This is a genomic window from Nocardia sp. NPDC058519, assembly GCF_042719755.1.
Lineage (GTDB): Bacteria > Actinomycetota > Actinomycetes > Mycobacteriales > Mycobacteriaceae > Nocardia.
This window is the reverse complement of record NZ_JBHXNK010000009.1, coordinates 195,346-207,617: the sequence shown is the minus strand read 5'-3', so window position 1 is coordinate 207,617 and position 12,272 is coordinate 195,346. Positions and strand designations below refer to the sequence as shown.

Annotated in this window: 11 protein-coding genes; 6 read left to right on the top strand and 5 right to left on the bottom strand. The window is 67.4% G+C overall.

Features of this window, described 5'->3' with window-relative positions:
• Window positions 1–38 precede the first annotated feature (38 nt).
• Both recR and ACFWPK_RS13740 read right to left on the bottom strand, forming a co-directional pair.
• Window positions 39–647, bottom strand: coding sequence for a recombination mediator RecR (gene recR / locus ACFWPK_RS13745; protein ID WP_056822003.1), 609 nt, complete (start codon window positions 645–647; stop codon window positions 39–41).
• Window positions 647–991: a YbaB/EbfC family nucleoid-associated protein gene (locus ACFWPK_RS13740; protein ID WP_378915243.1), complete on the bottom strand. Its 345-nt coding sequence runs from the start codon at window positions 989–991 to the stop codon at window positions 647–649. Before ACFWPK_RS13740 ends, recR begins: the two co-directional genes overlap by 1 nt.
• Window positions 992–1,262: 271 nt before the next feature.
• Here ACFWPK_RS13740 and ACFWPK_RS13735 point away from each other — a divergent pair, with 271 nt between their 5' ends.
• From ACFWPK_RS13735 to ACFWPK_RS13725, 3 genes are read left to right on the top strand one after another with little or no spacing between them, the layout of a single operon-like run.
• Window positions 1,263–1,838, top strand: coding sequence for a hypothetical protein (locus ACFWPK_RS13735; protein WP_378915241.1), 576 nt, complete (start codon window positions 1,263–1,265; stop codon window positions 1,836–1,838).
• Between the two features lie 45 nt (window positions 1,839–1,883).
• Window positions 1,884–2,711, top strand: a complete 828-nt coding sequence (locus ACFWPK_RS13730; RefSeq protein ID WP_378915239.1) for a MerR family transcriptional regulator — start codon at window positions 1,884–1,886, stop codon at window positions 2,709–2,711.
• Window positions 2,711–3,061: a VOC family protein gene (locus ACFWPK_RS13725; RefSeq protein WP_378915237.1), complete on the top strand. Its 351-nt coding sequence runs from the start codon at window positions 2,711–2,713 to the stop codon at window positions 3,059–3,061. Before ACFWPK_RS13730 ends, ACFWPK_RS13725 begins: the two co-directional genes overlap by 1 nt.
• 20 nt (window positions 3,062–3,081) lie before the next feature.
• Here the strand turns inward: ACFWPK_RS13725 and ACFWPK_RS13720 are convergent, their stop codons facing one another.
• Window positions 3,082–3,516 (bottom strand): SRPBCC family protein, encoded by a 435-nt coding sequence (locus ACFWPK_RS13720; protein ID WP_378915235.1) that lies wholly within the window; start codon window positions 3,514–3,516, stop codon window positions 3,082–3,084.
• A 180-nt stretch (window positions 3,517–3,696) separates the two neighbouring features.
• On the opposite strand from ACFWPK_RS13720, the gene ACFWPK_RS13715 reads away from it, so the two are divergent.
• Together ACFWPK_RS13715 and ACFWPK_RS13710 are read left to right on the top strand one after the other, a co-directional pair.
• On the top strand, window positions 3,697–5,139 hold the full coding sequence (locus ACFWPK_RS13715; protein ID WP_378915233.1) for an FAD-binding oxidoreductase: 1,443 nt from the start codon (window positions 3,697–3,699) through the stop codon (window positions 5,137–5,139).
• Window positions 5,136–6,452 carry a class I SAM-dependent methyltransferase gene (locus ACFWPK_RS13710; protein WP_378915231.1) on the top strand — a complete coding sequence of 439 codons (1,317 nt, stop codon included), beginning with the start codon at window positions 5,136–5,138 and terminating at the stop codon, window positions 6,450–6,452. The genes ACFWPK_RS13715 and ACFWPK_RS13710 overlap by 4 nt, the downstream gene beginning before the upstream one ends.
• 33 nt (window positions 6,453–6,485) lie before the next feature.
• Here the strand turns inward: ACFWPK_RS13710 and ACFWPK_RS13705 are convergent, their stop codons facing one another.
• Window positions 6,486–10,025, bottom strand: a complete 3,540-nt coding sequence (locus tag ACFWPK_RS13705; RefSeq protein WP_378915229.1) for a protein kinase — start codon at window positions 10,023–10,025, stop codon at window positions 6,486–6,488.
• A 150-nt stretch (window positions 10,026–10,175) separates the two neighbouring features.
• A complete protein-coding gene (locus ACFWPK_RS13700; RefSeq protein ID WP_378915227.1) occupies window positions 10,176–11,249 on the bottom strand; it encodes an esterase-like activity of phytase family protein in 1,074 nt (357 codons plus the stop codon).
• 140 nt (window positions 11,250–11,389) lie between these two features.
• On the opposite strand from ACFWPK_RS13700, the gene ACFWPK_RS13695 reads away from it, so the two are divergent.
• Entirely contained in the window at window positions 11,390–12,145 is a 756-nt protein-coding gene (locus ACFWPK_RS13695) for a hypothetical protein (RefSeq protein ID WP_378915225.1), read from the top strand.
• Window positions 12,146–12,272: the final 127 nt, after the last annotated feature.

The following is a 12,272-nucleotide window of genomic DNA, read 5'->3' as shown; positions in this document are numbered from 1 at the left end:
GACGGCGGCAATCACGCCTACCGCCGTCGCGCCTGGTCCTACAGCGTCCGCCGACCGGAAAGCGCCCGGCCGAGGGTCAGTTCGTCGGCGAATTCCAGGTCGCCACCCATCGGCAGCCCGGAGGCCAACCGGGTGACGGTGAGCCCGGGGAAATCGCGCAGCATCCGCACGAGATAGGTGGCCGTCGCCTCGCCCTCGGTATTCGGGTCGGTCGCGATGATCACCTCGCTCACATCGATGCCGTCTTCCTGATTACCGATGCGGGTGAGCAGCTCCCTGATCCGCAACTGATCGGGCCCGACGCCGCTGAGCGGATCGAGCGCACCTCCGAGCACGTGGTAGCGACCACGGAACTCACGGGTGCGCTCGATCGCCTGCACATCCTTGGGTTCCTCGACCACACAGATCATCGTGCGGTCGCGGCGTGGGTCGGCACAGATCCGGCACAGCTCGCCATCGGCGACAGTGCCGCACGAGACACAGAACTGAACGCCGTCGCGCACCTTCTGCAGGGCGGCCTGCAGCCGGTCGATATCCGGCGGCTCCACCTGCAGTAGATGAAAAGCGATGCGCTGCGCGCTCTTCGGACCGACGCCGGGCAGTTTGCCCAGCTCGTCGATCAGATCCTGAACCGGCCCCTCATACATCAGAAGTCGGGCAGACCGGGCAGCGAACCGCCGCCGAGGCCCTGCGACAGCGGGCCGAGGCGCTCGGCCGCGAGCTGCTGCGCATTGGCCATCGCGGCGTTGATCGCGCCGATGACCAGGTCCTGCAGTCCGTCGACATCGTCCGGATCGACCACCTTCGGGTCGATCGTCAGCGCGATCACCTCGCCGCTGACCTTGATCGTGGCCTGCACCAGACCGCCGCCTGCCTGACCGGACACCTCGGTCTCGGCGAGCTCGGCCTGCGCCTGCATCACTGCCTGCTGCATCTGCTGAGCTTGGGCGAGCAGTGCCTGCATATCGAACTGACCATCACCGGGTTGCACAACACTCCTGTGTCTTTGGCGGCTGGCGCCGCGGGGTTTTCGGCCCTGGGGCCGCACACCCGAGCGACGATACTGCGCCTCCGGCGTTCCGTCTCGCCCCTCGGGTACGAGGCAGCCGAAAACCGTGGGGTGCGTCGGGTGCGGAGCTCTGGCCGCGTGCGGTTGCCAGTTTAGTCGTGGAGAATGGCCGCTGAAACGATGGCTCCGCCGGGGATTCGAGCATACGATCAGGCAAGGTCTGGCAATGATTCAGCAATCTCTAGGAGATCAGATGAATGCTTCCCGTGTGCGCCCGGCGTCGCTTTCGGCCGTGGTCGCATCTGTCGCTAGCCTGCTACTTCTCTCTCCCGCCGCCGTATCAGCCGATTCCGGGGCCGCGATCACCGACTACGGCGCCGGCTGCGTACTGGATCCCGGCAATCGTGCGGCGACCATCGATTCGTTGCGCTTCCGCTGCAGCGTCACCCAGCAGGACCAGATCTACCGTGACGCGCAGGCGGGGGCGGTGGCGACGGGCCTCACCAACGGCTGGGTGACGCGCCCACCGCAACTCGAAGCGGCCGGACCGGCGCTGTGGATCGGCAAGGTGTTCCGCACCGGACCGGACGGCGGCTCACTGACCAACCGGATCACCGGCGCCGGGATCGAGGCTTTCCCCGCCGATGTCTATCGCGCACCGTCGATCCTCGATGGCGCGCCCACCTGGGCGCTGAACTACGCGCCCTCACCCACACCGCAGGTCTACGACGAGATCCGCGAGGTGACCCCGGGCGTCTGGTTCGGCTATTCGTGGTGGCGCGAGGGCGCTTGGCCGCTGCTCGCCGCCTTCGTCTTGGCGCCCGCCTGACCGGGTCTTGACCCTCCACCCGCTGGAGGGTGTTGTCTAGCTCCTATGACAGCAACCGTGGCGATCGGCGAGTTCGCCCGCCTCACTCTCCTGAGCGTCAAGACGCTGCGGTATTACCACGAGATCGAGCTACTCGAGCCTGCCTCGGTGGACGTCGGCACCGGCTATCGCCGATATTCCACCGACCAGGTCGAGCGCGCACACCTGATCCGTCGCCTGCGCGATCTGGACATGCCGCTCCCGGAGATTCGCACCGTGCTCGCCGCGGCCGATCCCGCCGAGCGCGATGCCGCGCTGCGGGCGCATCTGATCAGGATGGAGGCGGCGCTGGATCGCACCCGCGAGGTGGTGGTCTCGCTGCGCGCCCTGCTCACCGCACCCCCGCCACCGATCGAGGTCGACTATCGGACAGAGCCCGCTTTCACGGCGCTCACGTTCACCAGCCAGGTCGAGCGCACTGCCATCGCCGACTGGTGTGGCATCGCGTTCGAGCAGTTGTACACGACCCTGGTCGAGTCCGGCATCGCCCCGGGAGGTACTGCGGGAGCGACCTATTCGAACGAATTCTTCACCGACGACAACGGCGCGGTCACCGCGTTCGTGCCGCTACCGCCCGGCGCGGAATTCGTCCCCACCGGCGGCTTCGCCGTTGTCGAATTCCCTGGCCGCCACTTCGCCGTGGCCGTTCACGACGGCCCGTTCGAAGACTTCGACCGCACCTATGGCGCACTCGGCAGCCACGTCGCCGAGCACGGCGCCGCACTGCCCGGCGAACCGGTCCGCGAGCGCTACCTCGTGGGACCGGATACCACCGATAACCCGGCCGACTACCGCACCGAAGTGTGCTGGCCGATCACCGAAGGAGAAATCTGATGACCATCGCCCTGGCCAACATCACCATGGACTGCCACAACGCCACCGCCCAGGCCGAGTTCTACGCGCAACTGCTCGACGTGCCCGTCGACCCGGAGGCGTCGCAGTTCTTCGCCACCGTCGGCAAATCCGCCGGCCACGCTCCGATCCTGATGTTCATCCAGGTCCCCGACAAGACCCCCGGCAAGAATGTGGTCCACCTGGATTTCCACACAGCAGAGTGGGCCGACTACGTCGAGCGCGCGATCAGCCTGGGCGGCAAGCACATCGGCGACTTCGATGAGTACGGCATGCGGTGGACCACCCTCGCCGACCCCGAAGGAAACCTCTTCGACATCGGCAAGGACTGATCGACTACCGCGAACCGAGTTCAGGCCAGTTCGCGCGCGAGGTTGCCGAGCACCTCGGCCTGGATCTTCTTCAGGCCGAGCGGGGCGAAGATGCCCTCGAAGATGCCCGAGATGCCGCCCGCGCCCTTCCAGGTGGTCTCGACGGTGACTTTCGAGCCGGTGCCGTCGGGGATGACGGTCCAGGTGTTGACCATGGTGGAGTTGGCGTCGCGCTCGGTGAGGACCGAATCCGCCACCGTCACGGTCGCGCGCACGTTGCGGGTGCGCTTCTCGGTGGCCTGCAGCGTCCACTCCACCACGGTGCCCGCGCCGTTACCGCCCTCGACAACCTTGTAGTCGCGGTAGTGCGAGGAAAGAATGCGCGGCCGGATCGTCTCGTAATCGCCGATCGCTGCGAGCGTGCGCTGCGGATCCGCGGCGACGACGATCGAACTGCTGGCGCTGACCTGTCCCACTGTTGACTCCTTGCTGGGGGGTGTGGCGATATCTCGACCGGGTTACATCCTGCCCTGTCCCCCAGCGGTTCACCCGACCAGGTTGGGGCGGCGCGGGAACATGTGCGTGACATTTTGTCGCGGCGCGCAAGTATCCGGTGGCCCGGCGGACAGGGTCGTACTAGCGTCAAAGGGGTGGCAGTGAGTCTTTTGGGTAGGGCTGGTCACGAACCGGCCGCGCGCGAGTCCGGATATGCCGCGCATCGGGCGGGTGTGGAGCGACTGCTGGAAAGCTATCGCGCCATCCCACCCGGTGCCGTCGTCCGACTGGCGAAGAAGACATCGAACTTGTTCCGGGCCAGGGCGGCACCCACCGCGCCCGGCCTCGACGTGTCCGGCCTCGGGCAGGTGATCGCGGTAGACCCGCAAGCCCGCACGGCCGACGTCGCGGGCATGACCACCTATGAGGACCTGGTGGCGGCCACCCTCCCCTACGGGCTGGCGCCGCTGGTGGTGCCCCAGCTCAAGACCATCACCCTTGGCGGCGCGGTGACCGGCCTCGGCATCGAATCGACCTCGTTCCGCAACGGTCTACCCCACGAATCCGTGCTGGAAATGGACATTTTGACCGGCTCCGGCGAAATCGTCACGGCGACACCGACGGGTGAACACGCCGAGCTGTTCCACGGCTTCCCCAACTCCTACGGCACTCTCGGATACTCCGTCCGGCTCAAGATCGAGCTCGAACCCGTGCTGCCGTTCGTGGAACTGCGACACGTGCGCTTCCACGACCTGCGCGAACTGGAAGCCGAACTCGATCGGATCGTCATCGAACGCCGCTTCGACGGCGAAGACGTCGACTACCTCGACGGCGTGGTGTTCAGCGCGAACGAGAGCTACCTGACCCTCGGTCGCAAGACCGATGAACCGGGCCCGGTCAGCGACTACACCGGCATGGACATCTTCTACCGCTCCCTGCAACACGCCGACGGCGTGAAACGGGACCGGCTGACCATCCACGACTACCTGTGGCGCTGGGACACCGACTGGTTCTGGTGCTCACGCGCGTTCGGCGCCCAGAACCCGAAGATCCGCAGGCTCTGGCCGAAATCGCGCCGCCGCAGCAGTTTCTACTGGAAGCTGGTCGCGCTCGACCGCAAGTACCACATCGACGACCGCAGGCAGGCCCGCAGGGGCAACCCACCGCAGGAACGCGTCGTGCAGGACATCGAGGTGCCGGTGCAGCACACCGCCGACTTCGTCGAATGGTTCCTGCGGGAAATACCTATCGAGCCGATCTGGTTGTGCCCATTGCGCTTGCGTGCGCTCGACGACGCGCCGGCGACGGACGGTGCCCGTCCGTGGCCGCTGTATCCCCTCGAGCCACAGCGCACCTACGTCAATGTCGGATTCTGGTCGGCGGTGCCGACCGAGCGAGGTCAACCGGAAGGGGCGGCCAACCGCGCCATCGAGAAGATCGTGTCCGCGTTCGACGGGCACAAGTCGCTCTACTCGGACTCCTACTACGACGAGGCCGAGTTCGCCGAGCTCTACGGCGGCGACACCTACACCGAACTGAAGACCCGTTACGACCCGGACCAACGACTGCTGAATCTGTATTCGAAGGCGGTGCAACGCAAGTGACGACATTCAAGGACCGATCCGAGGTATTGGCAGAGCTGGGGACCCGGCTCAACATCGCCGAGGTCGTCGAAAGCCTCGTAGACGGCGAGATTCCCGTGCGCCTGACCGCCTACGACGGCAGCGCGACCGGCCCGGAGGACGCGCCCTACACCCTCGAGATCAAGACCCCACGCGGCATCAACTACCTGGCGGGCGCCCCCGGCGACCTCGGGATGGCGCGGGCCTACATCGCGGGTGACATGATCGCCGAGGGGGTGCATCCCGGTGACCCGTACGACATCTTGAAAGCCATGCAGGACATGAAGTTCCACCGTCCTTCGGCACTGTCGCTGGTCACCATCGCCCGCTCGCTCGGCTGGGAGCGGCTCAAGCCGATCGCACCCCCGCCGCAGGAGACGCTGCCGCGCTGGCGCCGGATCGCGCTGGAAGGTCTGCGCCACTCCAAGACTCGCGACGCGGAGGCGATCCACCACCACTACGACGTCTCCAACAAGTTCTACGAGTACGTCCTCGGCCCGTCGATGACCTACACCTGCGCGGTGTACGGCGACGAGAACTCGACGCTCGAGCAGGCGCAGGAGAACAAGTACCGCCTGATCTTCGAGAAGCTGCGCCTGAAGGAAGGCGACCGGCTGCTCGACATCGGCTGCGGCTGGGGCGGCATGGTTCGCTACGCGGCACGCCGCGGTGTGCGGGTGATCGGGGCGACCTTGTCGGCCGAACAGGCCGCCTGGGCGCAGCAGAAGATCGCCGAGGAAGGTCTCGGCGAGCTCGCCGAGGTCAGGCACAGCGACTACCGCGACATCCCCGAGGGCGAATTCGACGCCGTCTCCTCGATCGGCCTCACCGAGCACATCGGCGTGCACAACTACCCGTTCTACTTCGGCTACATCAAGGACAAGCTGCGGGTGGGCGGGCTGTTCCTCAATCACTGCATCACCCGCCACGACAACACCCGCACCACCAAGGCGGGCGACTTCATCGACCGCTACGTCTTCCCCGACGGTGAGCTGATCGGTTCCGGCCGCATCATCTCCGATATCCAGAACGTCGGCCTCGAAGTGCTGCACGAGGAGAACCTGCGCGAGCACTACGCGCTGACGCTGCACGAATGGTGCAAGAACCTGGTCACCAACTGGGACGCTGCCGTCGCCGAGGTCGGCGAGGGCACCGCGAAGGTGTGGGGACTGTACATGGCGGGCTGTCGGCTCGGCTTCCAGCGCAACGTGATCCAGCTGCACCACGTGCTCGGTGTGAAGCTCGATTCGAACGGCACCTGGGATGTCCCGTTGCGCCCGTGGTGGCAGCCGTAGATCGCTGATCGCGGCCCGGGATTCCGGGCCGCGTCAGGCGAGTAGTTCGTCGAGGAAGTGACCGGGCAGCTCGCGCAGGATCGGATGCTCCTGCCCGTCATGGGATTGCGTGCGCAACACGTGCAGCAGGCCGACCACACCCGGCCCCGCGTCCAGCAGCGGTCTGGTCCAGCCCAGTTCGGCGCAGGTGCGCAGGACCGGCAGCACCAGCCCGGTCGCTTCCCCGACCCACCCCGCCGACGCGAGGCACTCCGCGAGCAGCAGGGTCGCGTCCAGTTCCGCGCGGGGACGGCCTTGGTCGAGCGTTTTCGCGTAGATCACCCTGGCGTGGCGGGCGGCGCGATCGTCGGCCCGCAGCCGCTGTTCGGCCAGCAGGATGCGGATCTCGGCGATGGCGCGCGCCTCGGTGATCAGCGCCGCGGCGCCCTTCTTGCGCCGCGCACCGTTTCCGGAGGTGTCGGGGACGAAGCCGTCCTCGCCGGTGGGGAATCCGAGCCTGGACCGCTCGGCCCGCACATGGGCGTCCAGGCGGGCCAACCCGTTCTCCGCGGCCACTCGCGCGCCTTCGTCCAGGCGCGCCGAGGCCGTGTACTGGTCGCCGAGCGCGGCCTTCACCCTGGCCCCGATCACGAAGGTCGCGATCAGGAAGTCGACCGGACCGACCCGGGTGACCAGCTCGTGGCTCTCGTCGAGCAGCCGATCGGCCAATGCCAGATCACCACGGCGATAAGCCAATTCGCCGAGCAGCGCGGCCGCGATCCGGGCGGCGTCCGAGCGCGGCCCGGCCCTGGTCCGCGCGGTCTCGTAAGCCTGCTCGAACGAAGCGGTGGCAGCGGCGATGTCGAGTTGCTCGTAGGCGGCGTCGCCGAGCGCGCACAGGCCGAAGACCGGACCGAGCGGATCCGTCGACTGTGCGTGATAGTCGGCGGCCCAATCCTGCAGCTCGGTCACCGCGTCGAAGTCGAATTCGCACAGCCGCACGAACGACATCAGGTTGGCGGCGGTCGACACCGTCCAGGCGGGCAGGTCGCCGGGTTCTTCCAATACGGCGGCCAGGGTGTCGGCCACCTCCGCGATGTCATCGTGCGCGACCCGGTCGGCGGCATCCAGCACCGTTGCCACGCAACGCTGTTCGGTCAGTTCCGGCGCACCGGGCGCGCTGCGGGCCAGCAGGTTCGACAGCCTGCCGAGTGCGCTGCGGGCGGTCCCGGTCTGCTGCATGTTCATGTTCGCCCTGGCCACCGCCATCAACAGCTTCGACCGCGACGTCACCTGCTGCACAGGCAGTTTCGAGACGGTGCCGAGCAGGGTGGCGAGCCGGGAACCGTCGATCAGGTCCATGCCGCCGCTTTCGAGCAGGTCGGCGGCGAGTTTGAGGTCGGTCGCCGCCAGTGCGTGATCCACCGACTTGCGCAGCAGTTGATGCTCGGCGTACCAGCGAGCGGCCTTGCGGTGCAGCGCTTTCGAACGTCCGGGATATTCACGGTCCAGCCGGGCGCGCAGGTGCTCGGCGAACAGCGGTTGCATGCGATACCACTCCGGGTCGTGCTGGATCCGGTGCAGGAAGAGCTCACGCTGCTCGGCCTGTGCCAGCATCGCGGCACCATCGGCGACGTCGGCGAGTACCCCGGCCAGCGAACCGTTCACCCGCTCGACCACCGAGATCGCCATCAGGAACTCCAGTTGCTCCGGCGCCAGCGCGTCGAGCACGTTCTCGGCCAGGTACTCGCGCATCCCGTGCCCGCCCTCGGCGAGCGACGCGAGCAACTGCGCCGGGTCGGCCTTACCGCGCAGCGTCAGGCTCACCAGCTGGATCGCGGCGGGCCAGCCGTCGGTCGCGACGTGGATCTGCTCCACCTGCTCGTCGGTGAGCGCGAAACCGTTGCGTTCCACCAGGATCTGGCGGGTCTCCGATTCGGTGAGCCGCAGCGCGGCGGCGTCCAGCTCGACCAGTTCGTCGCGTACCCGCAACCGGCTGATCGGCAGGCCGGACTGATCGCGGCTGGTGATGACGAACCGCACGTGGTGGCAGCCGTTGTCGAGCAGGGTCGCCATCGCCCGTTGCACGCCGGGGTCGCGCACGCGGTGCCAGTCGTCCACCACGACGACCACCGGTTGCCCGCTGGCGTGGATTTCATCGATCAGGGTGGCGATCACGTAGGCGACGGCATCGGCGGGACGCTCCTCCAGCACCTGCTCGAGGCCGGCGCCGACATCGGGGCGCACCCGGCGGATGGCTTGGATGAGGTGGGCGAGGAACCAGATCTCGCTGTCGTCGTCCTGGTCGACACCCAGCCAGGCCACCGGAATATCGCGGGTGGCCAGATCCGCGCGCCACTGTGTGGCGACGGTGCTCTTGCCGAAACCGGCGGGCGCGTGGATCAGGGCGAGTCGGCGCTCGCCGCCCTCGCGCAACACGTCGAGCAGGCGCTGGCGGGGGAAGGGCTCGCGCGCGGGCGTGGGCGGGCGGAATTTGGTGGCGGCGGTCGGCGGCAGGGTGCCGGTCGCCGTGCTCGGCATGGGTACCGAGGCACCGGCGGGCTGCAAGGTCAGCGGCCAGCTGCGGCGGCCGGTGACCGATTTCAGGACCTCCGGTGTGTCGTCGGTGGTCTCCTCGGCGTCGAGCAGCGCCATTTCGTCGGGCATCTGGCCGTGTGCGCGCTGGACATCGCGCAGCAGTTCGCCGAATTCGTAGGCCGAGGCCGGACGGTCGGCAGGCTCGGGCGACATCGCCCGTTCGATCACCTCGGCCACGTCACCGGGGATGTCCTGGGCGCGCAGGTCGGGGACATTCTGGGTGGTGATGCGCAGGAATTGGGCGACCACCTTCTCCCCCGCGTGGCGCTCGAACGCGGCGTGGCCGGTGAGCAGGGCGAACAGGGTCGCGCCGAGGCCATAAATATCAGACCGCACGGTCGGTTCGTTGCCCTTGAGCACCTCCGGCGCGGTGAACGCGGGCGAGCCGGTGATCAGGCTGCTCGAGGTCTGGAATCCGCCGGGGATGCGGGCGATGCCGAAGTCGGTGAGTTGCGGTTCGCCGTAGCCGCTGATCAGCACGTTCGCCGGTTTCACATCCCGGTGCAGGATGCCCGCCCGATGCGCCGACTCGATCGCCGCCGCCAGCTTCACCCCGGCCCGCAAGGTATCCGACCAGGTCAGCGGGCCGCGATCGTGGATCAGGCGTTCGAGTGAGCCACGCGAGCAGTACGGCATCACGATCAGCGGCAGCCCGGTCTCGGTCACGTCGACCTGCAGGATGTCGACGATATTCGGGTGACCCGACAGCCTGCCCATCGCCTGTTCCTCGCGCAGGAACCGTTCCCGGCTCTCCACATCGATCTCCGAGGACAGCACCTTCACCGCGACCACTCGATCCAGCGCGGGCTGCAAGGCCCGGTACACCACGCCGAACCCGCCGCGCCCGATCTCCTTGGCTCCGGTGAGCCCCATGGCATCGAGTTCGGCGATCACGGCCTCGTCGGGCACCCCCGGCGCCATCGTCCGCTGCGTATTCAGTCCTACCGGAGCCGCCTCGGCCGGCCCGCGCTGCATACGCGTCTGCTCCGGATCCATGTGACCACCTCTCACCATCGGCGTCACCGGCGTTTCGGTCGGTATGCGGGGCCGTCACCGACATCACCGCACATATCCAAGCTAGCGCGATCCGGCGTCTATCGGGTGGAGATTCGACGCTGTGGCGGCAACGGTTGTCCGAACCGGAATTCAGCGCACCGCGAGCGCGATCAGCTGAGTGCGCTGCTCGGACGCGAAGTTGTTGTCCGCGACCAGCACCAACGTGCGCTCACCCGAAGGCAGGCGCGGACCCCACGTGATCGCCTCGATGTTGTCGACCGCCTCGATCCCGAGCTCGGTGAGGTCGGCGACCAGCCGCTTCGTCACCGGACGAGTACCCGCGACCGGCGCGTCGAGCACATTGCTCGCGGCCGCCGTGTCGATCTCGAAGATCCGCACCCGATTTCCCACACCCTTGGCGAAAGCCCGTTCGACCACCAGGAATCGAGTCGGATCGAGGGTGTCGTCGGCGAGGATCGCGGTCACGCCGTTGCTCGCCTGCCCCGCCTCCGGCCGCGACTCGGCGAACACCGGCTCCAACGGATACGCGTACTGCGCCAGCACCGGCCCGAACCTGGCCTGCACGGTGATCCGGGTCGTCGCCCCCGCCGTCGTGGTCGCGCCCGGCCCGTCCTGGAGCAGGGGTCCTTCCATCGCGGTCACGAACAACGCACCACCGGCCGCGAACGTCGCCCCTTCGAGCGCCTGATTCTGCCGAGGTCCCGAATCGGCGCGCATGCGTTCGTTTTCCGGAATCGGCAACTCCGCGACGAACCCGCCGTCCGGGCGAGCCACCCGCACCGACGGATCGGCCAGCACCCCACCAGCGCGCTCGCCCTCCTGCGTCCAGAAGTAGTCGCCCGTCCACGGATCAACCCGAATATCCTCCGGGTCCACCGATTTCGGCGAATACACACCACCATCGGGGCGCAGCAGCGGCTTCGTTCCGACGAAGTTCACGGGACCGATCCCGTTCGCCCCCAACGGGATTCGAGCCGTGTATACCCGAGCGGGTCCCTTCTCCGACCGGTCATCGCTGATCAGTACGAATTCCCCACTGCCGGAAAGGTAATCAATCCCCGACAACCCACCGACCACCGTCGCGCCGAATTCGAAATCGTGCGCGACTACGTGCTCCCCCAACACCCGCACCCCACCCACCGCAGCCGTCGCGTCCGGCACCGCGCCCCCCGCGACGACAATTCCCAGAACCACTGCAGCCACGCGACGTCCCATGAACGACAAGCTATCCACCCCACCACACCCCCAGGTGAACACCACCCGAACTATCAGTCACTGCCCGATCAGTAATGTCGAGGTGGGCGAGCTCGGAGCCCGCCGGGGATGACAAGGGGGAATTGGTTATGACGTATCCGTCGGGGCAGCAGGATCCGGCACCTTGGGGGCAACCGCAGGAGTACGGTGCCGCCGGTCCGAAGCCCTATGCGCAGGAGATCGCGCCGCTCGGACCGCCACCGAAGTCGAACGCGGGGTGGATCGTTGTCGCGCTGGTGGTGATCGCCGGGTTGGCCATCGGTGCCGGGCTGCTCGTATCGGCCGGTCGGGAGGGGGTTGCGGGTACCGCGGTGGCCGCGTCCTCGAAGGCTCCGGCTACTTCCACCACTGTCGCGAAACCGACGACGACTACCAAGCCCAAGCCCAAGGCCGGGGCGAAGTTGAGTTATGCCGACTACGAGAGGCCGTGGAACTTCAAGCTCGGCGAAGTCGAGATGAAGGCCGACTGGGTGGAAGGGCGCGATCACGACAATTGCGCCGCGGTCGAGAAGGACGGGAAGCTCACCGGGCTCGGGTGTCAGTACGCGGTCGAAATGCTGCTCTCGGCCGAGGCCGGAGCAGTGAAGCTGACCCAGTTCGTGCTGGCGATGCCCGACGCGGCGGCGGCCGAAGCGGCGGCCGACAAGATCGAGCAAAAGGATCTGAAAGTGCGCCCCGCAGGCATGATCGACGACTTCGAGACCGGCAAATGGAAGGCCGGGGCATCGAAGGAATTCGTGGTGATCACGCTCGTGACCGCGACGGCGGCTGTTGATTCGGCCCTCGTCGAGAAGTATCTGCGGTACCGCCACGGCGACATCGTCGGGGCGCTCGCCTTCCGCTAGGGGTCTTGCTACCTACCCCGAATGCGCGAAGAATTGGATCCTCGATGGGCGCGGCCGTGGGCCGTGCTGGCCTCCACACGGTGGACCACGACATGACCGCTCATCACCCGAGCAGAAGCGAGATGTC